21 protein-coding genes and 1 pseudogene are annotated in these 22781 nt (G+C 72.4%); 4 read left to right on the forward strand and 18 right to left on the reverse strand.

What is annotated here, in order from left to right; all coding sequences use genetic code 11:
* Positions 1-249: 249 nt before the first annotated feature.
* Entirely contained in the window at positions 250-1068 is an 819-nt protein-coding gene (locus M6G08_RS33350; RefSeq protein WP_272590861.1) for a hypothetical protein, read from the reverse strand.
* Positions 1069-1459: 391 nt separating this feature from the next.
* Between M6G08_RS33350 and M6G08_RS33355 the strand changes: the two genes are divergently transcribed.
* Both M6G08_RS33355 and M6G08_RS33360 read left to right on the forward strand, forming a co-directional pair.
* Positions 1460-2278, forward strand: a complete 819-nt coding sequence (locus tag M6G08_RS33355) for a DUF8842 C-terminal domain-containing protein (RefSeq protein WP_272590862.1) — start codon at positions 1460-1462, stop codon at positions 2276-2278.
* A gap of 76 nt (positions 2279-2354) precedes the next feature.
* The gene (locus tag M6G08_RS33360) at positions 2355-2645 is read left to right on the forward strand and encodes a hypothetical protein (RefSeq protein ID WP_272590863.1); all 291 of its coding nucleotides are present in this window, start codon (positions 2355-2357) and stop codon (positions 2643-2645) included.
* Positions 2646-2731: 86 nt separating this feature from the next.
* Here M6G08_RS33360 and der read toward each other — a convergent pair whose 3' ends face one another.
* From der to aroH, 5 genes are all read right to left on the reverse strand, one after another.
* On the reverse strand, positions 2732-4210 hold the full coding sequence (gene der, locus M6G08_RS33365) for a ribosome biogenesis GTPase Der (protein ID WP_073731039.1): 1479 nt from the start codon (positions 4208-4210) through the stop codon (positions 2732-2734).
* A 74-nt stretch (positions 4211-4284) separates the two neighbouring features.
* On the reverse strand, positions 4285-4932 hold the full coding sequence (locus M6G08_RS33370) for a lysophospholipid acyltransferase family protein (protein WP_272590864.1): 648 nt from the start codon (positions 4930-4932) through the stop codon (positions 4285-4287).
* Positions 4929-5624 (reverse strand): (d)CMP kinase, encoded by a 696-nt coding sequence (gene cmk, locus M6G08_RS33375; RefSeq protein WP_272590865.1) that lies wholly within the window; start codon positions 5622-5624, stop codon positions 4929-4931. The genes M6G08_RS33370 and cmk overlap by 4 nt, the downstream gene beginning before the upstream one ends.
* 320 nt (positions 5625-5944) lie before the next feature.
* The gene (locus tag M6G08_RS33380; protein WP_272590866.1) at positions 5945-7030 is read right to left on the reverse strand and encodes a prephenate dehydrogenase; all 1086 of its coding nucleotides are present in this window, start codon (positions 7028-7030) and stop codon (positions 5945-5947) included.
* A complete protein-coding gene (aroH, locus tag M6G08_RS33385) occupies positions 7027-7389 on the reverse strand; it encodes a chorismate mutase (RefSeq protein WP_272590867.1) in 363 nt (120 codons plus the stop codon). Before aroH ends, M6G08_RS33380 begins: the two co-directional genes overlap by 4 nt.
* A gap of 135 nt (positions 7390-7524) precedes the next feature.
* On the opposite strand from aroH, the gene M6G08_RS33390 reads away from it, so the two are divergent.
* Both M6G08_RS33390 and M6G08_RS33395 read left to right on the forward strand, forming a co-directional pair.
* Entirely contained in the window at positions 7525-7920 is a 396-nt protein-coding gene (locus M6G08_RS33390) for a Rieske (2Fe-2S) protein (protein WP_272590868.1), read from the forward strand.
* Positions 7921-7942: 22 nt separating this feature from the next.
* Positions 7943-8686, forward strand: coding sequence for a nucleotidyltransferase domain-containing protein (locus M6G08_RS33395; RefSeq protein ID WP_272590869.1), 744 nt, complete (start codon positions 7943-7945; stop codon positions 8684-8686).
* Here M6G08_RS33395 and M6G08_RS33400 read toward each other — a convergent pair.
* From M6G08_RS33400 to pyrG, 12 genes and pseudogenes are all read right to left on the reverse strand, one after another.
* Positions 8612-9188 (reverse strand): annotated as a pseudogene (locus M6G08_RS33400) (nucleotidyltransferase domain-containing protein); the annotation flags it as partial. The gene M6G08_RS33395 and the pseudogene M6G08_RS33400 sit on opposite strands and share 75 nt — an antisense overlap.
* Before the next feature lie 38 nt (positions 9189-9226).
* Positions 9227-10249 (reverse strand): ADP-ribosylglycohydrolase family protein, encoded by a 1023-nt coding sequence (locus M6G08_RS33405; RefSeq protein WP_272590870.1) that lies wholly within the window; start codon positions 10247-10249, stop codon positions 9227-9229.
* A complete protein-coding gene (locus M6G08_RS33410; protein ID WP_272590871.1) occupies positions 10246-10998 on the reverse strand; it encodes an NUDIX hydrolase in 753 nt (250 codons plus the stop codon). The genes M6G08_RS33405 and M6G08_RS33410 overlap by 4 nt, the downstream gene beginning before the upstream one ends.
* Before the next feature lie 91 nt (positions 10999-11089).
* The gene (locus M6G08_RS33415) at positions 11090-12205 is read right to left on the reverse strand and encodes a pseudouridine synthase (protein ID WP_272590872.1); all 1116 of its coding nucleotides are present in this window, start codon (positions 12203-12205) and stop codon (positions 11090-11092) included.
* Positions 12205-12867, reverse strand: coding sequence for an SMC-Scp complex subunit ScpB (gene scpB / locus M6G08_RS33420; RefSeq protein WP_272590873.1), 663 nt, complete (start codon positions 12865-12867; stop codon positions 12205-12207). Before scpB ends, M6G08_RS33415 begins: the two co-directional genes overlap by 1 nt.
* Positions 12864-13748, reverse strand: coding sequence for a segregation and condensation protein A (locus M6G08_RS33425; protein WP_383146728.1), 885 nt, complete (start codon positions 13746-13748; stop codon positions 12864-12866). The genes scpB and M6G08_RS33425 overlap by 4 nt, the downstream gene beginning before the upstream one ends.
* A 795-nt stretch (positions 13749-14543) precedes the next feature.
* Positions 14544-15122, reverse strand: coding sequence for a hypothetical protein (locus M6G08_RS33430; protein WP_272590875.1), 579 nt, complete (start codon positions 15120-15122; stop codon positions 14544-14546).
* Positions 15107-16237, reverse strand: a complete 1131-nt coding sequence (locus tag M6G08_RS33435; protein WP_198941482.1) for a ParA family protein — start codon at positions 16235-16237, stop codon at positions 15107-15109. Before M6G08_RS33435 ends, M6G08_RS33430 begins: the two co-directional genes overlap by 16 nt.
* Positions 16238-16636: 399 nt before the next feature.
* Positions 16637-17752 carry an alanine dehydrogenase gene (gene ald / locus M6G08_RS33440; protein ID WP_272590876.1) on the reverse strand — a complete coding sequence of 372 codons (1116 nt, stop codon included), beginning with the start codon at positions 17750-17752 and terminating at the stop codon, positions 16637-16639.
* 141 nt (positions 17753-17893) lie between these two features.
* Positions 17894-19921, reverse strand: a complete 2028-nt coding sequence (locus M6G08_RS33445) for a tetratricopeptide repeat protein (protein WP_272590877.1) — start codon at positions 19919-19921, stop codon at positions 17894-17896.
* A 164-nt stretch (positions 19922-20085) separates the two neighbouring features.
* Positions 20086-20721, reverse strand: coding sequence for an NUDIX domain-containing protein (locus tag M6G08_RS33450; RefSeq protein WP_272590878.1), 636 nt, complete (start codon positions 20719-20721; stop codon positions 20086-20088).
* An 86-nt stretch (positions 20722-20807) separates the two neighbouring features.
* Positions 20808-22457, reverse strand: a complete 1650-nt coding sequence (gene pyrG, locus M6G08_RS33455; RefSeq protein ID WP_272590879.1) for a CTP synthase — start codon at positions 22455-22457, stop codon at positions 20808-20810.
* Between the last annotated feature and the right edge of the window lie 324 nt (positions 22458-22781).

A 22781-nucleotide genomic window follows, 5' to 3' on the forward strand; every position in this document is an offset into this window, starting at 1 on the left:
CGGTCACATTTCTGTCACAGGATCACGGGCCGCGTTTTGGTTGGACTCAGTCACACGGACGGGCGGATTTCTGTGATTTCCGTGGGCATGCCAGATGAATTGTCGCGCACGCGTCGCCCCTTCGAATGGAGGGTCGGAAAAGGTACGCGAGACCCCCCGGAGGACTCTGCGTAAACCGCGTTCAGCCTCGCCGAACTGGCTTGCGGATATCAGGCATCCGTACAGCGGACACATCGCCCGCTCACAGGTTCAGGACCCCAGCGCGGTGACGGACACCGAGAGGTCGTTGTCCCGGGTGTAGTACGGCCCCGCTTCCGCGGGACCGCACCGCGTCCGCACGCGCGTGCGTGGATAGGTGAGGACGGGGTGCTTGTCGGCGACGTCGTCCAGCAGCCGCGCGACCCGGACGGCGGGGCCGAGGGCGCCGGCGGGCCGCAGCCACAGGTCCCACTCGCCCGGTACGAGCGCGCCGTAGGGGACGGTGAAGCCGAACTCCGTCCGGTCGGCCGTGAGCTCCAGCCGGCGTACGCCGCCCTTACCGGTGCCGGGCCGGGCCCGTGCCTCGGCGTGGGCTCCGTGGGCGAGCTGAGTGCCGTAGAGCCGCCCGCGCACGGTCAGCCCGTCGTCCGCGAGGCGCAGTTCCCCGGACTCGGCGTGCGGGGCGCGCAGCCAGCTGCGGACGGTGAGGTTGCCCTGCCGGGTGGCGTACGGGATGCGGACGGCGACGTGGCCGAGCAGTCCGCTGGGGGTGCGGTCGGCCAGGGAGCGCAGGTCGGTGACGCCGGGCACCAGGCGACGCGGCTCCTCGTGGCCGAAGACCCGCGCGTAGGCGTCCCAGCGGCCCTCGGGCAGGGCGACGCTGCTGGGCAGCGCGGCGCGCAGCCGGCCCTCGGCGGCCGGGGCGAGCGGAAGGCTCACCGTGTCCTCGGCCTCGGCGTCGCGGCGGCGCAGGATCAGAAGAGGCGTCCCGACGTCCCCGTGCGCGGCGACGTCGAAGGTCAGACCGCCCGCGGAGTCGCCGACGCAGTCGGCGCGCAGCGGGGCGGCCGGTGGGGTCTGCGGCGTCATGCGGTGAGCTTCCTCCCTGGCGTCCCGTCGTCCGGTTAGACCCGGAACCCCGCCTTCTGGTTGTCCGTGTCCGATTGCGATGTGGTCACGACCGACGCGCTTTTCAGTCACCCGGTTCATTCGCTGATTTCCCGATTTGTCGACTGTCGAACACGGCAACCGGGCCCCTTGCGGCCGCCCCAACACCGATACGGGCCAGGCGACTTGGGCGCTGCCCGGCGTCTCGGGCCGGCGGACGGACACGCGTGTCACTCGCTCCGATTCCGTTGGCCACGGGGCGTGACTCCCGCCACAGGTCGCCCGTTGTCTTCTGCATGAGCCGGGGACCGCCCGGACCACGGCCCGGGAGCCACCCGGACCGGCCACGCACCGCATCCCGAGGGAGCCACCCGTGCCGCGCATGCTCGACGTCAGCGACGACGTACGCGCCGAGATCGGCGACGAAGAAGCCGACCGCCTGCTCGCCGGGGAGTCGGCCCCGGGCAGCTACGACTGCACGTCCTGCCGCACCCCGGGCGACTGCGAACAGGAGCGCACCAGCACCGTTCTCTTCATCGGCGAGGAGACGGCCGTCCTCGCCTTCGCCCACGCCGGCTGCCTGCCCTCGCAGGTCGTCAAGGTCACCGAGGAGCAGCTCCAGGGGGCCGTACGGTCCATCAACGCCGACCAGGCACGCCCCCAGCCGGAGCAGGGCGGTCACCGGCCCGAGCAGGCGGCCCCCGACAAGGTCGCCCCCGAGCAGGCGGTGCTCGGCGTGACCAGCGGGCTGATCCTGATCGCCGGGGAGCTGCACCCGGCCCTCGTGGTGGAACCGACCGCCCCCATCGCCCGCCCCGGCACGGCCGGCGCCGGCGACGACTTCCTGCCGCTCCTCATCGAGCAGGGCTTCCTGCCGGTCACCGAGCTGTCCACCACGCCGACCGTGCTGCACGGCTGGTCGGTGCTGCTCGCGATGGGCCAGCTGCACGCGGTGCTCCAGCCGGACACGAACGGCGGCCGGCCGGTGGCCTGGTGGCAGGCGCACCAGCCCCTCCAGGTCACCGAGGGCTGGCGCACGGCGGCCAACAAGCACCAGCAGGTGCTGATGTTCGCGGCGCCCGTCGGTGCGATCGGACGGCAGCCGCGCGAGGACCTGCTGCGGGACGCGCTGGACAAGGCGGCGGCGAACGGCCAGCTGGTCGCGGCGGCCCTGCCGCTGGCGGGGACCTGACCCCCGTCCGCGAGGGTGGCGCCAGGCGGTCACCGTCCGGCCGCATCCCTTCCAGCCCGGTGTCGTTTGGACATACGTGTACGCATACGACGCCTTCCACCGCCAGGGCGGCCCCTCGGCCACGCCGATCTACGACGCGCTGTACGCCGAGTACGTCAGGTCCTTCCGCTCGCTCCCGGGTGACCGCAGCGGCGAGGAGGAACTGGGGTTCACGTCCTTCAGAAGCATCCCGCGCGGCAGGAGCTCCTACAGCGCCTACAGCGCGGGGGCGCAGAGCGCCCGCGTCGGCCAGCAGTCGGTGTGGCAGCGGGTCGGCACGCACCACGTCCCGGCCGCGCTGCCGCCGGCCCCGCGCGCGGGTGCCTGACGGCCGTCGCCGCAGCGACGAGAGAGGGCGCCCCCGGCCGGGGGCGCCCTCTCTCGTCGCTGTCGTCCTCGTCGGTGACGACGCGGCTACTTCTTCTTGGCGCCGCGCTTCTCGCGCACCCGCACGGAGATGTGGATCGGCGTCCCCTCGAAGCCGAACTCCTCGCGCAGCCGGCGCTCGATGAAGCGCCGGTAGCCCGCCTCGATGAAGCCGGAGGCGAAGAGCACGAACCGCGGCGGCTTGGTGCCCGCCTGGGTGCCGAAGAGGATGCGCGGCTGCTTGCCGCCCCGCACGGGGTGCGGGTGGGCGGCGACCAGTTCGCCGAGGAAGGCGTTGAGCCGGCCCGTCGGGACCCGGGTCTCCCAGCCGGCCAGGGCCGTCTCGATCGCCGGGACCAGCTTCTCCATGTGCCGGCCGGTCTGCGCGGAGACGTTGACCCGCGGGGCCCAGGCCACCTGGCCGAGCTCGGTCTCGATCTCCCGCTCCAGGTAGTAGCGGCGCTCCTCGTCGAGGGTGTCCCACTTGTTGTAGGCGACGACGATCGCGCGTCCCGCCTCGACGGCCATGGTGACGATCCGCTGGTCCTGCACCGAGATCGACTCGGAGGCGTCGATGAGGACGACGGCGACCTCCGCCTTCTCGACGGCTGCGGCGGTGCGCAGCGAGGCGTAGTAGTCGGCGCCCTGCTGGAGGTGGACGCGCTTGCGGATGCCCGCCGTGTCGACGAACTTCCAGGTGACGCCGCCCAGTTCGATCAGCTCGTCGACCGGGTCGCGGGTGGTGCCGGCCAGCTCGTTGACGACGACGCGCTCCTCGCCGGCCACCTTGTTGAGCAGCGAGGACTTGCCGACGTTGGGGCGGCCGATCAGGGCGATGCGGCGCGGGCCGCCGACACCGGCGCCGAAGGTCTGCGCCGGGGCCTCGGGCAGCGCCTCCAGCACCTGGTCCAGCATGTCGCCGGTGCCGCGGCCGTGCAGCGCGGAGACCGGGTGCGGCTCGCCGAGGCCCAGCGACCACAGGTAGGCCGCGTCGGCCTCGCCGCTGGGGCCGTCGACCTTGTTGGCGCACAGCACGACGGGCTTGCCGGCCTTGCGCAGCAGCCGTACGACGGCCTCGTCGGTGTCGGTGGCGCCGACCTTGGCGTCCACGACGAAGACGACCGCGTCGGCGGCCTCGATGGCGTACTCGGCCTGCGCGGCGACGGAGGCGTCGATGCCGAGGACGTCCTGCTCCCAGCCGCCGGTGTCGACGACCTTGAAGCGGCGGCCGGCCCACTCGGCCTCGTAGGTGACGCGGTCGCGGGTGACGCCGGGCTTGTCCTCGACGACGGCCTCGCGGCGGCCGATGATCCGGTTCACCAGGGTCGACTTGCCGACATTGGGACGGCCGACGACGGCGAGGACGGGCAGCGGGCCGTGTCCGGCCTCCTCGATCGCGCCCTCGACCTCCTCGATGTCGAAGCCCTCTTCGGCGGCCAGCTCCATGAACTGCGCGTACTCGGCGTCACCGAGCGCCCCGTGGTCGTGCTCCTCGCCCGAGCCCTCGGGGTGGATGTGGTCGTTCATGAAGTCCGTACCTCGTTCATCGTGGTGATCGGTGGAAACCCCTGTTCACGGGTGATCCACTACTCAAGTGTCACTCAGCGCCCGGTGAGGCGCCTGGCGTTTTCCAGGTGGGCGGTGAGCTGTTTCTGAATGCGTTCGGTGGCCTCGTCCAGGACCTTTCGGGTGCGCCGTCCGCTGCCGTCCCCCGCGTCGAAGGGGTCACCGAAGACGACGTCGACCCGGGAGCGCAGGGGAGGCAGCGCCTTTATCAACCGTCCGGGGCGGTCCGTGCTTCCCAGCACCGCGACCGGGACGATCGGCGCGCCGCTGCGCACCGCGAAGTAGGCGAGCCCGGCACGCAGCGAGGCGAAGTCGCCCTCGCCCCGGGTGCCCTCCGGGAAGATGCCCAGCACGCCGCCGTCGTCCAGCACGCCGAGCGCGCGGGCGATGGCCGTACGGTCGGTGGAGTGGCGGTCCACCTCGACCTGGCCGATGCCGGTCAGGAAACGTCCGAGCGGGCCGACGAACGCCTCCTTCTTGATCAGGAAGTGCGTCGGCCGGGGTGCCACCCCCATGACCATCGGGCCGTCGATGTTGTGCGCGTGGTTGACGGCGTAGATCACCGGGCCGGTGGCGGGCACCCGCCAGGCACCGAGCACGCGGGGCTTCCACAGCCCGTACATCAGGCCGACGCCGATGCGCCGGCCGACCTCGGCGCCCCGCGCCGACGGAACCTCGGTCACTTCCCCGCCCGCTTCTCCTCGACGAGGGTGACGACGCACTCGATGACCTGCTGGAGGGTGAGCTCGGTGGTGTCCACCTCGACCGCGTCGGCGGCCTTGGCCAGCGGGGAGGTCTTGCGGCTGGAGTCGGCCGCGTCCCGCTTGATCAGGGCCTCGCGGGTGACGTTGACGTCGGCGCCCTTGAGCTCGCCGCTGCGCCGGGCGGCGCGGGCCTCGGCGGAGGCGGTGAGGAAGATCTTCAGGTCGGCGTCCGGCAGCACGGTCGTACCGATGTCCCGGCCCTCGACGACGATGCCGAGCGGAGCGGCGGCGGCGATGGTGCGCTGCAGCTCGGTGATCCGGGTCCGCACCTCGGGTACGGCACTGACCGCGCTGACCTTGGAGGTGACCTCCTGGGTGCGGATCGGGCCGGCCACGTCCGTGCCGTCGACGGTGATGGTCGGGGCGGCCGGGTCGGTGCCGGAGACGATCTCGGGCTTGCCGGCCGCTGCGGCGATCGCGTGCGGGTCGTCGGTGTCGATGCCGTTGGTCACCATCCACCAGGTGATCGCCCGGTACTGGGCGCCGGTGTCCAGGTAGCTCAGGCCGAGCTGGGCGGCGACGGCCTTCGACGTGCTCGACTTGCCCGTGCCGGAGGGGCCGTCGATGGCGACAATCACGGCCGGGGCGGTCGGGGCGGCGCCGTTTTCCACGGGGGGACACCTTCCTGGTGCGGTGCGGTGGGTGGTGTGCGGGACGCGAAGGCGTCCCGCACAGGGCGTGTCTGATGATTCCCGTCGTCCGCCCGGAGGGCGGGCCCGGCGGCGTCCGGTGCGTGCGATCGCAAGGCGCCGGAGCGCCCTCGGTGGGGGTCCCTCCCACGCCGTTCAGGCAGTGGGGGAGGAGCCACGCGGGCGTTTCGGCAACGCGACGAGCGTGCGTGCCAGGCGTCGCCGGGCAGGCGGGAATCATCAGACACTCCCTAGGTTACCGGGCGCGCAGGACCCCTCTTGCAGCCGTCCGGAGCCCGCGGTCACTGCCGGATCGCCCAGCCCCGCTCCTTGAGTGCCGCCGTCAGCACGGCGGCGGCCCTCGGCTCGACCATGAGCTGCACCAGACCGGCCTGCTGCCCGGTCGCGTGCTCGATCCGCACGTCCTCGATGTTGACCCCCACCCGTCCCGCGTCGGCGAAGATGCGGGCCAGCTGGCCGGGCTGGTCGTCGATGAGGACGGCCACGGTCTCGTAGACGCGGGGCGCGCTGCCGTGCTTGCCGGGCACGCGCACCTGCCCCGCGTTGCCGCGCCGCAGCACCGCCTCGATGCCGGCGCCGCCCTCGCGGCGCTCGACGTCGTCGGCGGACTGCAGGGCGCGCAGGGCCCGCACGGTCTCGTCGAGGTCGGCGGCGACGTCCCCGAGCAGGTCGGCGACCGGGCCGGGGTTGGCGGAGAGGATGTCGATCCACATCCGCGGGTCGGAGGCCGCGATCCGCGTCACGTCGCGGATGCCCTGCCCGCACAGCCGTACGGCGGCCTCCTCGGCGTGCTCCAGGCGGGCGGCGACCATGCTGGAGACCAGGTGGGGCATGTGGGAGACGAGGGCCACGGCACGGTCGTGGGCGTCCGCGTCCATCACCACCGGCACCGCGCGGCAGTGCGAGACCAGCTCCAGCGCGAGGTTCAGCACCTCGGTGTCGGTGTCCCGGGTCGGGGTCAGCACCCACGGGCGGCCTTCGAAGAGGTCGCTGGTTGCGGCCAGCGGCCCGGACTTCTCGCGGCCGGACATGGGGTGCGTGCCGATGTAGGCGCAGAGGTCCAGGCCCCGCGCCTCCAGCTCGCGCCGGGGGCCGCCCTTGACGCTGGCGACGTCGATGTAGCCGCGGGCGGCACCGCGCCCCATGGCGTCGGCGAGCACGTCGGCGACCAGGGCGGGCGGGGCGGCGACGATCGCGAGGTCGACGGGCCCGTCCGGCGCCTCGTCGGTGCCGGCGCCCAGCGCGGCGGCCGTACGGGCCTGCTCGGGGTCGTGGTCGACGAGGTGGACGGTGACGCCGCGCTGGGTCAGCGCGAGGGCGGCGGAGGTGCCGATGAGGCCGGTGCCGATGACGAGTGCGGTTCTCACTGGGCGATGTCCTTGCGCAGGGCCGCGGCGGCGCCGAGGTAGACGTGGGAGATCTCGGCGCGGGGCCGGTCGGACTCGATGTGGGCGAGGACGCGGACGACGCGCGGCATGGCGCCCTCGATGTCCAGCTCCTGTGCGCAGATCAGCGGGACGTCGGTGATGCCGAGCTTGCGGGCGGCGGCCGCCGGGAAGTCGCTGCGCAGGTCGGGGGTGGCGGTGAACCAGATGCTGATCAGGTCGTCACCGGTCAGCCCGTTGCGTTCCAGGACCGCCGTCAGCAGGGCCGCGACCTGCTCGTCCATGTGCCCGGCCTCGTCCCGCTCCAGTTGGACGGCGCCCCGGACCGCTCGTACCGCCACGGCGATGCTCCTTGCTGACGTGCGTATCGGTTGTTGGTCCGTCCAGCCTAGTCAGCCCGCCGCGTACCGGCCCGGGGCGCCCGTCTCCTGAGACGCTGGCCCCGGCCGGAACCTCCCCTCCCCCGGAGCTGCGACATGACCCACATTCCGACCCGCCGTACGGTCCTCCTCTGCACGGGCGCGGCGGCGCTGTCCGTCGGCTGCGGCGGCGGGGGCGACGGCGACTCCTCGGCCGCCTCGCCGGGACAGGAGCTGGTGCGCACGAGTGACGTCCCGGTCGGCGGCGGCAAGATCCTCGCCGACCGGAAGATCGTCGTGACCCAGCCGCAACAAGGCACGTTCAAGGCGTTCTCGGCGGTCTGCACCCACCAGAACTGCCTGGTGTCGGACGTGCGGGACGGCACCATCGACTGCGCCTGCCACGGCAGCAGGTTCAGCGTCGCCGACGGCTCGGTGGAACAGGGCCCGGCGACCAGGCCGCTGCCCGCGGAGCGGATCGCCGTGGACGGAAATTCGGTCCGCCTGGCGTGAGCCGCCCGCGTACGCTCCGGGCATGGAACCCGGGACCCTGGTGCGCGACCACACGATCTACGCCTGTGTCATGGGTTCACGCGCCTTCGGCCTGGCGACCGAGGACAGCGACACGGACCGCCGGGGCGTCTTCCTCGCCCCGACGCCCTTGTTCTGGCGCTTCGAGAAGCCGCCGACGCACGTGGAGGGCCCGGCTCCGGAGCAGTTCAGCTGGGAGCTGGAGCGCTTCTGCGAGCTTGCCCTGCGTGCCAACCCGAACATCCTGGAGTGCCTGCACTCCCCCCTCGTGGAGTCCGTGGACGACACCGGCCGCGAACTGCTCTCCCTGCGCGAGGCGTTCCTCTCCCGCCGCGTCCACGAGACCTTCACCCGCTACGCCCACGGCCAGCGCCGCAAACTGGACGCCGACGTGCGCACCCACGGCGCCCCGCGCTGGAAGCACGCGATGCACTTGCTCCGGCTGCTGACGTCCGCCCGCGACCTGCTGCGCACAGGTGTCCTGACCATCGACGTCGGCGACCGCCGCGAGCCGCTGCTCGCCGTGAAGCGCGGCGAGGTGCCCTGGCCGGAGGTGGAGTCACGGATGAACCGCCTGGTGGCGGAGGGCGAGGAGGCCGCCGCGCGCAGCCCGCTGCCCGCCGGACCGGACCGTCGCCGCGTCGAGGACTTCCTCGTCCGCGTCCGCCGGGCCTCAGCGTTCCAGCCGTATCCGTACGACGAGGTCGTGCAGGGCGTCGTACGCGGTGGGGGCGTCGGGCAGCGCTGACGCCGCCCGCGCCTCGTCCAGTACACCGTGCAGCCGCTCCACGTCGGCACGCACGCGCGCGTGGTCGACGCCCGCCTCCCCGTGCTCACGCTCGGCCTTGGCGGCGATCAGCTCGGGAAGGTGGTCAGGTGCCGCGTCGACCTCTCCGAGGAGTGTGGGCAGATGGGGCTGCGCCTCGGCCGCGCGCATCAGGTGCACGCCGCGCAGGCCCACGTCGGAGTCGCGGGAGGGGAAGCCGCGGTAGTGGTGGGCGTGGTGACCGGTGAGGACACCCGGCGCGAGGGCGGCCAGCTCGCGGTGCGCCTCGGTGGTGTGCACGACCAGCGGGGACAGCAGCTGCTCCAGCACGTAACCGTTGCGCCGGAGCATCAGCCATAGGAACTTGCGCAGATCGTGCGTGACGAGATCCATCTCGACGCCGTCCCGGTCCCATTTCCGCATGGGTCCCCGTGTCGTTCAGGCTATGGGCAAGGGTCTCCTCCGGCTCGCGCAGCCCGACCAGGCAGGGCCAGGTCGATGTCGAGGGCGTCGATCACGCGCTCAAGCGTCCCAGAGCGCTCCGAGGGCCAGCAGGTCGGCCCGGTACTCGATGCGGTCGGCCCACTCGGCCGGCCACGCGTCGGCGCCCAGGTACGCGCCGGCGAAGGCGCCCGCGAGGCAGGCGATGGAGTCGGAGTCACCGGAGGTGCAGGCGCCGCGGCGCAGAACGGTCAGCGGCTCGTCGACGAAGAGCAGGAAGCAGAGCAGCCCGGCCGCCATGGCCTCCTCGGCGATCCAGCCCTCCCCCACCGCCAGGCACGGGTCGGTCTCCGGCGACACGGTGCGCACGGCGTGCTGGAGCCGGTCGAGTATCGCCAGGCAGTCGTCCCAGCCGCGGGCGATGAAGTGCTCGGGCGTCGGGTCCTGGGCTCGGGTCCACAGGTCGCCGAGCCAGCGCTCGTGGTAGCGGGTGCGGTTGTCGTAGGCGTACGAGCGCAGCAGCCCGACCAGCCCGGTCGGCTCGGCTCCCTCGGCGAGCAGCCGTACGGCGTGCGCGGTCAGGTCGGAGGCGGCGAGGGCGGTGGGGTGACCGTGGGTGAGCGCGGACTGCAGCTGGGCGGCGCCCGCGCGCTGCTCGTCGCTGAGACCGGGCGCCAGACCGACCGGCGCGACGCGCATGTTGGCGCCGCAGCCCTTGGAGTGGATCTGGGAGGCGTCCTGCCAGGGGCGGTCGGGCGTCTTCAGCAGGTCGCAGGCGCGGAGGCAGGTGTTGCCCGGCGCCCGGTTGTTCTCCGGCGACTGGTACCAGTCGACGAACTCCTCGCGCACCGGCCGTTCCATGCGCTTCGGGCCGAGAAGCCCCCGCTCCATCGCCGTCCGCAGCCCCTTCCCCAGCGCCAGCGTCATCTGCGTGTCGTCGGTGACGATCGCGGGCCGGGGCAGGTCCATCTCCCGCCACGGGCCGCACTTGGCGAGGATCGACGGGACGTCGTTGAACTCGGTCGGGAAGCCCAGCGCGTCGCCGAGGGCGAGTCCGGTGAGCGCCCCGGTGGCGGCGCGCTTGGTGACGGTGGTCGTGGTCATGCGGGGCGTCCTTCCCGAGGGGCGCGGAGCAGGGGCGGGTGCAGGGTGGTGGCGGGGCCCGCGCGGTAGAGCGCGGCCGGTTTGCCGCGGCCGCCGGTGAGGCGGGCGGCGCCGGGGACGGCCTCCACGAAGCCCGGGGTGGCTAGCACCTTGCGGCGGAAGTTGGGCCGGTCCAGGGCCGTGCCCCACACCGTCTCGTAGACCTGTTGCAGCTCGCCGAGGGTGAACTCGGCCGGGCAGAAGGCAGTGGCCAGGCAGGTGTACTCCAGCTTGGCGCCGACGCGGTCCCGGGCGTCGGCCAGGATCCGGTCGTGGTCGAAGGCGAGGTCGCGGGCCGTGTCGTACGGCATCCAGCGGGCCTCGGCGGCGTCACCGCCGCCGTGCGGTTCGAGCGAAGCGAGGTGGGGGTCCCCCGAGTCTGGGGGAGGATCCGGCAGCAGCGCGGCGAAGGCCACGGAAACGACCCGCATGCGGGGGTCGCGGCCGGGGTCGCTGTAGGTGCGCAACTGCTCCAGGTGCGGCCCGGTCACGTCGGCGAGGCCGGTCTCCTCGGCCAGCTCGCGCCGGGCCGCCTCCTCCGCCGACTCCTCGGGCAGCAGGAAGCCGCCGGGCAGCGCCCAGCGGCCGGCGTACGGCTCCTGCCCCCGTTCCACCAGCAGCACGTGCAGCGCGCCCGCGCGGAGCGTGAGGACGGCGAGGTCGACGGTGACGGCGAACGGCTCGTAGGCGTGCTTGTCGTAGCCGTGCACGAGCACCCACCCCCTTAATAGTCACTAGGACTATAAAGAAGGCGGGTGCTCGGAACAACCCTTGGAGACCTGGGAGAACCAGGAAGGAGGCCTACAGGTCGACCTCCTGCATCAGCATCCCGACCTCCGTGTTGGACAGCCGGCGCAGCCAGCCCGACTTCTGGTCGCCCAGGGTGATCGGGCCGAAGGCGGTGCGCACCAGCTTGTCGACCGGAAAGCCGGCCTCGGCCAGCATCCGGCGGACGATGTGCTTGCGGCCCTCGTGGAGGGTGACCTCGACCAGGTAGTTCTTGCCGGTCTGCTCGACGACCCGGAAGTGGTCCGCGCGCGCGTAACCGTCCTCCAGCTGGATGCCGTCCTTCAGGCGCTTGCCCAGGTCGCGCGGGATGGGACCCACGATGTGCGCGAGGTAGGTCTTCTTCACGCCGTACCGGGGGTGGGTCAGGCGGTGCGCCAGCTCACCGTGGTTGGTGAGCAGGATGACGCCCTCTGTCTCGGTGTCGAGCCGGCCGACGTGGAAGAGACGGGTCTCGCGGTTGGTGACGTAGTCACCGAGGCACTGGCGGCCCTCCGGGTCCTCCATGGTGGAGACGACACCGGCGGGCTTGTTCAGCGAGAAGAACTGGTACGACTGCGTGGCGACGGTCAGGCCGTCGACCTTGACCTCGTCCTTCTCGGGGTCGACTCGGCGGCCCTGCTCCAGCACGATCTCGCCGTTGATCTCGACGCGCGCCTGCTCGATCAGCTCCTCGCAGGCGCGCCGGGAGCCGTAGCCCGCGCGGGCGAGGACCTTCTGCAGCCGCTCGCCCTCCTGCTCGGCGCCCGGGAAGGTCTTGGGCAGCTTGACGTCCTTCTTGCCCGCGTACCGCTCGCGGTTGCGCTCCTCGGCCCGCGTCTCGTACTCGCGGGACGTGGCCGGGGCGCTGCGCCCGCGCTGCTGGGGCCGCTTCGGGCCGCCCTTGGCGCCGCCCCGGGCCGAGGGGCCGCGGCCCGACTTCGGGCCGTCCTTGGTGGCACCGGGGCCCACGTCGTAACGCCGCTCCTCCGGGCGCGGCTTCTTCGGACGACCGCCCTGCCTGTCGTCGCGGTTGTTGCCGGCGCCGCGGTAGTTGCCGCGGCCCCCGCTGCTCCCGCCGCGGCCGCCGCTGTTGCCACCACGGCTCCCGCCGTTGTTTCCGCTGCTGTTCCTGCCGCTGCTGCTTCGCATCAAAGTTCCGTCTTGTCGTCTGCGTCCTCGGAATCCGGGGCGTCCGGATCGAACGACGGGACCGCTTCCAGTGTCTCGGCCTCGATCGCCGCCGCCTCCGGGAGGAAGGGCGCGAGCTCCGGGAGCTCGTCCAGGCCGCGCAGGCCCATCCGCTCCAGGAAGTAGTTCGTCGTCACGTACAGGATCGCACCTGTTTCGGGTTCCGTGCCCGCCTCCTCCACCAGGCCCCGCTGGAGGAGGGTGCGCATCACACCGTCGCAGTTCACACCGCGCACGGCGGAGACGCGGCTGCGGCTGACCGGCTGGCGGTAGGCGACGACGGCCAGGGTCTCCAGGGCGGCCTGGGTGAGGCGGGCGTGCTGGCCGTCCAGGACGAAGCCCTCGACGGCCGCCGCGTACTCGGGGCGGCTGTAGAAGCGCCAGCCGCCCGCGATCAGGCGCAGCTCGAAGCCGCGCCGCTGCACGGTGTACTCGTCGGCCAGCTCGCGCAGGGCGTCCGCGACCTGCCGCCGGGGCCGCTGGAGGATCTTCGCGAGGTGCTCCTCGGTGGCGGGCTCGTCGACGACCATGAGGACGGCTTCGAGGGCGGGCTTGAGGGCGAGGTCGGCGACGGCGGCGGGCCCGGCCGGAACCTCGCCGGCCTCGGTGGTCTCTTCACTCACGCCTTCTGCTCCTCCTTCGGCGCCTCGGGCGGCCGGTCGAACTCGTCGGTCACCACCGGTTCGGTGTCCCCGTCCCCGCCGGTCCAGCGCACCAGCAGGTCGCCGAGGGCGGTCTCCTGGTCCAGGGCGACGGCCTTCTCCCGGTACAGCTCCAGCAGCGCGAGGAAGCGGGCCACGACGGTCAGAGTGTCGTCGGTGTCCTCGACCAGGACTCCGAAACTGGTCTCCCCCAGCTCCTTGAGCCGGGCGACGACGATCCCCGCCTGCTCCCGCACGCTCACCAGCGGGGCGTGGATGTGCTCGACGTACACCTGCGGTTTGGGCTTGGGCTGCATCGCCTTCACGGCGAGCTGGGCGAAGCCCTCGGGGCCGATGCTGATGACGACCTCGGGCAGCAGCTCGGCGTGGTGGGGTTCCAGGCCGACGGTGCGGGGGTGGCGGCGGGCCTCGGCCTCCAGCCGGTCGTTGAAGATCTCCGCGATCTGCTTGTACGCGCGGTACTGGAGCAGCCGGGCGAAGAGCAGGTCGCGGGCCTCCAGCAGGGCGAGGTCGCCCTCGTCCTCGACCTCGGCGGCGGGCAGCAGCCGGGCCGCCTTCAGGTCGAGCAGGGTGGCCGCGACCACCAGGAACTCGGTCGTCTCGTCCAGGTCCCAGTCCGGGCCCATCGCGCGGATGTGCGCCATGAACTCGTCGGTCACCTTGGACAGCGCGACCTCCGTGACGTCCATCTTGTGCCGGGAGATCAACTGGAGGAGCAGGTCGAAGGGCCCCTCGAAGTTGGCGAGCCGCACCTTGAAGACGCCTTCGCCCTCGCCGGGCACGCCCTGCGGGAGGGCGGCCGGCGCGTCGGCGTCGGCCGGTGGCGTGCCGGGGACGTCCACCGGCCCCGGAGGCGGCCGTTCCGGCGTCTCCGCGCCCCCGGGCGCCGCAGCGTCCCGCGGCGGCCTCTGGCGGCGTTCGGCACCCTCTGGCCGGGGCTCGGACGCCGGGAGAGGAGCCCATGGGGGCGTCACCGTGCCGCGCGGCGACGCCTCTGCGGCGCCGGATGCGGCGGCCTCCTCCGACTCGGCGCCGACGGACCGGTGACCGGCATCGGCATCGGCATCGGCATCGGCATCGGCATCGGCATGGCCGGACGCTTCGGTGTCCGTTCCGGCACCGACCGCCGAGGACGGTGCGGGACGGCCCTCGGAGCCCTCGGCCCCGGACCGGCCGGAGTCAGCAGCGGGGACGGGGCCCGAAGCGACGGACCCGAACCACTCGGGACCGCTCTCGGCCCACGCCGGCCGGGACGATCGCGGACCATCCTCCGGACCGGCAGGACCGGCAGGACCGGCAGGACCGGCTTCGCGACCGGCGGCCCCGGACAGGCCGGGACCGGTCCGGGGCCCCGGCGGACCGGACGACGGGTGACCGCTCTCGGGGCCGGCCGCGCCGGAACCCGCCTCCGGGACGGTGAGCCCGGACGACCCGGGCCCGGCGGGTGCCTCGGGCGCGTCGGCGGCCTCGGCCGTCTCAGACGCACCGGAGGCACCAGAGGCACCGGAAGCGTCCGGCTCCCGCGCCACCGGCGGAGCCGCCCGTTCGCCGGGCCCCGGGCCCAGTGCGCGCCGACGGCCGGCGCGAGGGCCGGGGCGGGAGGCGTCGTACGAGGTCATGGCCCCCGCAGGCTACCGCTACCGCCCGCGCAGCCGTCGTACGAGGATGCTGGCGTCCCCGCGGGTCTCCAGGTCGGCGAGGACGACCGCGACGGCCTCGCGGACGATGCGGCCGCGGTCGACGGCCAGTCCGTGCTCGCCCCGGAGCACCAGACGGGCGTGCTCGAGGTCCATCAGCTCCTCGGCGGAGACGTACACGGTGATCTTCTCGTCGTGGCGCTCGCGGCCGCTGGGCCGGCGTGCGGCGGCCCGGCCGCGCTTGCGGGACTGGGGCTGGGCCTGGGCGGCAGAACCTTCCTGCGTGGCCGCGCCCGGCGCCGCGCCCCCGCGCGGCCGCTCCGCGCCGCGGCTGCGGGACTCGCCCGCCGAGCCCTGTTCCGCGTCCGCCGCGGCGTGCTCCGCGCCCGCGCCGTCACCGCCCTGCGCGGGCACCGACTGCGGTGCGTCCTCGGCCGCGGCCTGGTCGCTCTCCCCCGCCGGCGCCGGCACCCGGGCTTCCCCGTTGGCCGGTCGCCGCGGGGAGGACGCCTGCAGCGCCGTTCCCCCTGTCGTACGGAAGAGTTCGTCGGCCCCCGGCAGACTCACTCGGCGTGACACCGGGCGAGCACCTCCCTGGCGAGCTGGCGGTAGGCGGCGGCACCGACGGAGTTGGAGGCGTAGGTGGTGATCGGCTCACCGGCGACCGTGGTCTCCGGGAAGCGGACCGTGCGCCCGATGACCGTGTGGTAGACGTGATCGTCGAACGCCTCGACCACGCGCGCGAGCACCTCACGGCTGTGCACCGTGCGTGAGTCGTACATGGTGGCGAGGATGCCGTCGAGCTCCAGGTCGGGGTTGAGCCGCTCCTGGACCTTCTCGATCGTCTCGGTCAGCAGCGCCACACCGCGCAGCGCGAAGAACTCGCACTCCAGCGGCACGATCACCTTGTGCGCGGCGGTCAGCGCGTTGACCGTGAGCAGGCCGAGCGAGGGCTGGCAGTCGATGACGATGAAGTCGTAGTCGTCCATCAGCGGCTTCAGGGCGCGCTGGAGCGTCGACTCGCGCGCGACCTCGCTGACGAGCTGCACCTCGGCCGCCGACAGGTCGATGTTGCTGGGCAGCAGGTCCATGTTGGGGACCGCCGTCTTCAGCAGCACCTCGTCGGCCGCCATGCCCCGCTCCATGAGCAGGTTGTAGACGGTGAGGTCGAGCTCCATCGGGTTGACGCCGAGACCGACCGACAGCGCGCCCTGCGGGTCGAAGTCGACGAGCAGCACCCGGCGCCCGTACTCGGCGAGCGCGGCACCCAGGTTGATGGTCGACGTGGTCTTGCCCACGCCGCCCTTCTGGTTGCACATCGCGATGATCTTCGCGGGGCCGTGATCGGTCAGCGGGCCCGGGATCGGGAAGTACGGCAGCGGGCGGCCCGTCGGGCCGATGCGCTCCCGGCGCTGGCGGGCCGCGTCGGGCGCGAGCGTCGCCGCGTACTCGGGATCGGGCTCGTACTCCGCGTCCGGATCGTAGAAGTGCCCCTCGGGCAGTTCGTCGTAGTCGGCGAAGTGGTTGCGGGGCGCGCCACTTCCGTCGCCGGCCATGGCGTTCACGTGTTGGCCATCCATACTCATGTGTGCTGTCTGAGTTGCCTGCGGACTCTGGTGGGCGGCTGCGAAGGTGCGTACAGCGACGGAGCCGACAGCCTCGAGACGCCCGGGGCTCTCGGCCCGTGCAGGCATTCCTGGTTGACCACCCCCGGGAGTAAATGTCGACTCATTCACAAGTCGTCTTACCTCCTTGGTGACCAGGGAACTTCTAGACAGGTCAGCGTGGCACCATGCCGACGTTCGGCGACTCTATGGCGTGTCGGGCGTCCGCAGCAACACAATCCGCCGGACCCGGCCCGATGTGTCGGCAATGAAACAACCCCCTGTCAAGGGCGTACGGCCGTCGCACAGCAGGTTTCACCGGTGCGCGAATCGGTTGAAGCGTTACGTTCGAGGCGAGTTGACCGAGAATCGCAAAGTGACCATACACACACCTGGCCGGACCTTGTCGGGCAAGGTCCGGCCGGGTGTGCGCGGTTGACGGCGACTGTTGACGTATCGCCTTTGCCGTTTGGTGACTTAGGACAGGCCTCAGGCGAGCAGGGTGGCCGGGTCGACGTACTCCAGGCCGTGCGCCTCGGCGACCTCGCGGTAAGTCACCTTTCCGTCGTGCGTGTTGAGGCCCTTGGCCAGTGCGGGGTCGCGGCGCAGCGCCTCGGCCCAGCCGCGGTTCGCCAGCTCCACGATGTACGGCAGCGTGGCGTTGGTGAGGGCGTTGGTGGAGGTGTTGGGCACCGCGCCCGGCATGTTGGCGACGCAGTAGAAGACCGAGTTGTGGACCTTGAAGGTCGGCTCGGCGTGCGTGGTCGGGTGGGAGTCCTCGAAGCAGCCGCCCTGGTCGATCGCGATGTCGACAAGAACACTTCCCGGCTTCATCCGGGAGACCAGCTCGTTGGTGACCAGCTTCGGGGCCTTGGCACCCGGGATGAGCACCGCGCCGATGACCAGGTCGGCTTCGAGGACGGCCTTCTCCAGCTCGAAGGAGTTGGACATGACGGCCTTGACCTTGGTGCCGAAGATCTTGTCGGCCTCGCGCAGCTTGCTGATGTCGCGGTCGAGCAGGGTCACGTCGAAGCCCATGCCGACGGCGATCTGGGTGGCGTTCCAGCCGGAGACGCCGCCGCCGATGACGACGGCCTTGGCGGGGGTCACGCCGGGCACGCCGCCGGGCAGCACGCCGCGCCCGCCGTTGGGGGCCATCAGGTGGTAGGCGCCGACCTGCGGGGCGATCCGGCCCGCGACCTCGGACATCGGGGCGAGCAGCGGCAGCGCGCGGTTCGCCAGCTCGACCGTCTCGTAGGCGATGGCGGTGGTGCCGGACTCGACGAGGGCGTCCGTGCACTCCTTGGAGGCGGCCAGGTGCAGGTAGGTGAAGAGCGTCTGGTCCTTGCGGAGGCGGTGGTACTCCTCCGCGATGGGCTCCTTGACCTTGAGCACCAGGTCGGCGGTGGCCCAGACCTCGTCGGCGGTGTCGAGTATCCGCGCGCCGGCGGCGACGTACTCGTCGTTGGGGATCGAGGAGCCCACACCGGCGTCACGCTCGATGACGACCTGGTGACCGTGGCGCACCAGCTCGTGCACGCCGGCGGGGGTGATGGCCACCCGGAACTCGTTGTTCTTGACCTCGCGGGGGATACCGACCTTCACGTCGATCACGGTCCTTGGCTCAGAGGATGGGGCTATTACTACACATACCCGCGCACACGTGGGCACAACGGGAGAGACCGCAAGAACGTGCGGCAGAGCCAGTCTAATGAAGGTGTTCCCGCTGTCTAGCCTTTCAAAGCATCAATCTTCAGTCGAAGCGCTGCGGATTTCGCAGGCTTCTTCGAGATCTTCCCTCAGCATCCGGTCTGCTGCGCCCCGCTGCAGCCCGGCCGCCGCCGGGTCGCCGAGCCGGTCGAGGGTGTCGGCCAGCCGCAGGTGCAGCGCCGCCTGGAGCCGGACGTCGTCGGCCCGGCGGGCCAACTCGACGGCCTCCTGACAGGTGCGCAGCGACTCCTCCGGGCGTCCGGCGTACTCCTGGACGCGGGCCAGTTCGCTCAAGGCCCGCGCCTGTGCGGCCACATCGCCGGTCCGGCGGTACCCCGCGACCGCGGCGCGCCAGCCGCGCAGTGCCTCGCCGTAGCGGCCCGCGTAGGTGTGGGCGGTGGCGAGGCGGCCGTAGACGCGGGCGGCGTCGGCGCGCTCGTCCCGGGCGAGCCGCTGGGCGAGGGCCCGGCCGAACCAGTCGGCGGCCCGGTCGTAGTCACCCAGTTCCAGGTGGGCGCCGCCTACGGATTCCATCGCGCGGGCGGTCGCGTACGGGTCGTTCGCCTCACGTCCGGCGTCCAGCGCGGCCCGGTAGCGGACCAGGGCCTCGGCGGTGCGGCCGGTGCGGGCGTCCAGGTCGGCCAGGTTGAGCAGGGCCGCGGCCTTCTCACGGGGCAGCTCCCGGCGCTCGGCCACGTCGAGGACGAGGCGGTGGATGCCGTACAGGTCGGGGGCTGCGGCCTGGGTGCCGAAGTGGGCGACCATGGCGCGCACCAGCTGGGACATCAGCCGCCGGGCGAGGGTGTCCAGCTCCCCGTCGGCGACCGCGAGCCGGGCCGCGGCCAGCAGGGCGGGGCGGCGGGCGCGCAGCCAGTCGGCGGCGGCCCTGGGGGTGGGGAAGCGCAGGGCCCGGGGCATGCCGACGAGCTTCTCGCGGGCCTGCGGGCTGTCGGTCTCGGTGACCGCCCGGCAGGACTGGAGCAGCCGCACCGTCCGCTCCAGCATGCGGGCGCGGGCGAGCTGGAGCTCGGCGGGCCGGTCGTGGCTCTCGGCGAGGGCCCGCAGCCGGTCGTGCAGGCACCCGGGCACCTCGTACTCGGGCAGCGGCGAGTCGACCGCGGTCAGCAGGCCGAGGGCCACGAAGTCGTCGAGGGTGGTGCGGGCGCCGTTCACCGAGCAGCCGGCGAGCGCGGAGGCGGTGTGCGGGTCGACCATCCCGGCGGGGGCGAGGGAGAGCAGGCGCAGTATCCGGGCGGCCGGGGCCGGCAGCGACGTGTAGGCGACGCGGAACACGCGGCTGAGCGGTGTGCCCTCGCCGTCCTCCGCGCGCACGTGCTTGGCGAGGTCGGCGACGGCCGCCTGAGGCCGGGCGGCGAGCCAGCCGCCGGCCAGGGTGAGCGCGGCGGGCTGCGCCTGGCACGCCTCGACCAGCTGCTCGGCGGCCCGGGGATCGACGGTGATGCGCACCGACCCGGTGTGCCGGGACAGCAGCTCCACCGCCGACTTGGTGTCCAGGCCGCCCAGCGTGCACGGGCGGACGTCCGCGATGCCGGTGAGCGGGCCCTGGGCGACGGCGACGGCCAGGCAGTCCGGGGTGTCCGGCAGCAGGGCGTCGACCTGCTCGGCGTCGGCGGCGTCGTCGAGCAGGAGCAGCACCTTGCGGTCGGCGAGGGCGGTGCGCAGGGCCTCGGTGAGGTCGTCCTCGTCGGCCCCGGGCGGGGCGGCGCACTCCAGCTCGGTGAGCAGTTCCCTGGCCAGGCGTCCCACCGGCACGCGGGTGCCGTCCGGCTCGCTCAGCCGGGCGCGCAGCACACCGTCGGGGTAGGAGTCGGCGACCTTGGCGGCCAGTTCCTCGGCGAGCGCGGTGCGGCCGGAGCCGGGGCGGCCCGCGATGAGCAGCACGCGCGCGCGGGGGGCCTTGCGGCCGGAGAGGGTGTCCAGGCCCGCGCGCTCGATGTCGGCGCGCAGCTCCTTCAACTCCCGGGTGCGGCCCAGGAACCGATTCTGCTCAGCAGGGTCCTGCGACAGCCGTACGCCGTCCGTGTCCACCGCCTGATCCGTCACGGGCCACACTCCCGATCCCACCGCGCACCGGCGCCCGCCGGAACCCCGGTTCGGGCGTTTCCCGAGCCTAGTTCACGGTCTGCGACGTTCCCGGTGGAGCAGCGCGGGCACATCCCCCGATCGGATCAGCCTATGGTCACACCGACGCGGCTCCCGAGGAGCGCTCAGGCCTCGAACGGACGCGCCGGCCACGGCGCCTCGGCGGGACGGAGCACGTCGAGGCCGTCGCCCTGCTCCGCGGCGACCAACGAGAGCACGCCCACGACCAGGCAGTTGTTGTGCAGGTCGCCCGCGAGCACGCCCCGGACCAGGTCCGCGACGGGCACCCGGGCCAGCTCCATGTCGGCCTCTTCGTCCTCGACCTCGAAACGCTCGCCCTCCGCCTCGGAGAGGTCGCGGGCGAGGAAGATCCGTACGGCCTCGTCGCAGCCGCCGGGGGTGGTGTAGACGTCGGTCAGCACCCGCCAGTCCTCGGCCTTGACGTGCGCCTCCTCGTACAGCTCGCGCTGGGCGGCGTGCAGCGGGTTCTCGCCGGGGACGTCGAGCAGGCCGGCCGGGATCTCCCACAGTTTCTCGCGCACGGGGTGCCGGTACTGCCGGATGACGATGACCCGTCCCTCGTCGTCCAGGGCGAGGACGGCGACGGAGCCGGGGTGGACCTGGTAGTCGCGGGAGGCGACGGAGCCGTCGGGCATGACGACCTCGTCCGTGCGCACGGAGGTCTTCTTGCCCCGGAAGGGGGTCTCGCTGCCCCGGACCTCCCACTCCTCGGGGACATCCTTGATCGTGCTGCCCGTCATGCCTGACCTGCCCTTCCAGACGTACGCGAAAAGCCGGGGCCCGCGCGTTTGAATGCGCGTTCCCCGGCCACCGTACAACTGGTGTGTTACTTCGACGTCTTCCGCTCGACCGCGGCCTTGACCAGCCCGGCGAAGAGCGGGTGCGGGCGGGTCGGGCGCGAGCGCAGTTCCGGGTGCGCCTGCGTGGCGACCAGGTAGGGGTGGACGTCACGCGGGTACTCGACGTACTCGACGAGCTTGCCGTCCGGGGAGGTGCCCGAGAAGAGGATGCCGGCCTTCTTCTCCAGCTCCGCGCGGTAGGCGTTGTTCACCTCGTAGCGGTGGCGGTGCCGCTCCTCGACGTACTCCTTGCCGTCGTACACCTCGCGGACGATCGAGCCCTCGGCCAGCTTGGCCGGGTACATGCCGAGCCGCATGGTGCCGCCCATGTCGCCCTCACCGGCCACGATGTCCAGCTGCTCGGCCATGGTCGAGACGACCGGGTGGGCGGTGGCGGGGTCGAACTCGGTGGAGTTCGCGTCCTCGACACCGGCCAGGTTGCGCGCGGCCTCGACCACGATGCACTGCAGGCCCAGGCAGAGCCCCAGCAGCGGGATCTTGTTCTCACGGGCGTACTTGATCGCGCCGACCTTGCCGGTCACTCCGCGCTCGCCGAAGCCGCCCGGGATGCAGATCGCGTCGACGTCGCCGAGCTGGGCCTTGGCACCGGCCGGGGTCTTGCAGTCGTCGGACGTGACCCACTTGATCTTCACGCGGGCCCGGTTGGCGAAGCCGCCGGCGCGCAGGGCCTCGGTGACCGAGAGGTAGGCGTCGGGCAGGTCGATGTACTTGCCGACCAGCGCCATGGTGATCTCGTGCTCGGGCTTGTGGACGCGGTCGAGCAGGTCGTCCCAGGTCGTCCAGTCCACGTCGCGGAACGGCAGGTCCATCTTGCGGACCACGTAGGCGTCCAGGCCCTCGGCGTGCACGACCTTCGGGATGTCGTAGATCGAGCGGGCGTCGGGGCAGGCCACCACGGCGGCCTCGTCGACGTCGCACATCAGGGAGATCTTGCGCTTGATCGCCGTGGGTACCTCACGGTCGCAGCGCAGGACGATGGCGTCCGGCTGGATGCCGATGTTGCGCAGCGCGGCGACGCTGTGCTGGGTGGGCTTGGTCTTCAGCTCGCCCGAGGGACCGATGTAGGGCAGGAGGGAGATGTGCACCACGAACACGTTGTCGCGGCCGACCTCGTGCCGGACCTGGCGGACGGTCTCCAGGAACGGCAGCGACTCGATGTCGCCGACCGTGCCGCCGACCTCGGTGATCACGACGTCGACCTCGTCGGTCGCCATGCGACGGATGCGGTGCTTGATCTCGTTGGTGATGTGCGGGATGACCTGGACCGTGTCGCCCAGGTACTCGCCGCGCCGTTCCTTGGCGATCACCGTGGAGTACACCTGGCCGGTGGTGACGTTCGCCGAGCCGTCGAGGTCGCGGTCGAGGAAGCGCTCGTAGTGGCCGATGTCCAGGTCGGTCTCGGCTCCGTCGTTGGTGACGAAGACCTCACCGTGCTGGAACGGGTTCATCGTGCCAGGGTCGACATTGAGGTAAGGGTCGAGCTTCTGCATCACCACGCGAAGACCCCGCGCCTTGAGCAGCATGCCGAGGCTGGAGGCGGTCAGCCCCTTGCCGAGCGAGGAGGCGACACCCCCGGTGACGAAGATGTGCTTGGTCGTCGAAGATTTGGGCGGCATGGCCAAGAGGGGGCTCCCGTGGTCGCGGTCTGGGGTGCGGTGCGTCCGTCGTCCGACCCGGTCGAGCCGGGTTGCCGTCGGCGGCGCCGTCGCTGCGGTTCCGGGGTTTTTCTCCCACCGGTCCACGGGCTACCAGCGTATCAGCGCCGCGGGGCGACGGCTTCCGGCCACCCTCCGCGCACATGCCGTCACCCTGGCACGCGGCTCACCGTTTCCTCACCCGGCGGTCACCCGTTCGGCGGATGCGCGTTGTCCGGAGCGGCACACAGATCATCTACGTGCGTCGTATCCTGCTCGGACGTTCGCTGCCGAGCCCGCCCGGCG

This window comes from Streptomyces sp. M92, assembly GCF_028473745.1.
In the GTDB taxonomy this organism is placed as follows: Bacteria; Actinomycetota; Actinomycetes; order Streptomycetales; family Streptomycetaceae; genus Streptomyces.

What these genes read in the sequence shown, in the direction of transcription:
- M6G08_RS33395 (WP_272590869.1), top strand. Translation starts at nt 7,943, where the DNA reads ATGGAACCCGGGACCCTGGTGCGCGACCACACGATCTACGCCTGTGTC.
- M6G08_RS33450 (WP_272590878.1), bottom strand. Translation starts at nt 20,721, where the DNA reads ATGACGGGCAGCACGATCAAGGATGTCCCCGAGGAGTGGGAGGTCCGG.
- M6G08_RS33415 (WP_272590872.1), bottom strand. Translation starts at nt 12,205, where the DNA reads ATGCGAAGCAGCAGCGGCAGGAACAGCAGCGGAAACAACGGCGGGAGC.
- M6G08_RS33390 (WP_272590868.1), top strand. Translation starts at nt 7,525, where the DNA reads ATGACCCACATTCCGACCCGCCGTACGGTCCTCCTCTGCACGGGCGCG.
- pyrG (WP_272590879.1), bottom strand. Translation starts at nt 22,457, where the DNA reads ATGCCGCCCAAATCTTCGACGACCAAGCACATCTTCGTCACCGGGGGT.
- der (WP_073731039.1), bottom strand. Translation starts at nt 4,210, where the DNA reads ATGAACGACCACATCCACCCCGAGGGCTCGGGCGAGGAGCACGACCAC.
- M6G08_RS33405 (WP_272590870.1), bottom strand. Translation starts at nt 10,249, where the DNA reads ATGACCACGACCACCGTCACCAAGCGCGCCGCCACCGGGGCGCTCACC.
- M6G08_RS33435 (WP_198941482.1), bottom strand. Translation starts at nt 16,237, where the DNA reads ATGCCTGCACGGGCCGAGAGCCCCGGGCGTCTCGAGGCTGTCGGCTCC.
- M6G08_RS33350 (WP_272590861.1), bottom strand. Translation starts at nt 1,068, where the DNA reads ATGACGCCGCAGACCCCACCGGCCGCCCCGCTGCGCGCCGACTGCGTC.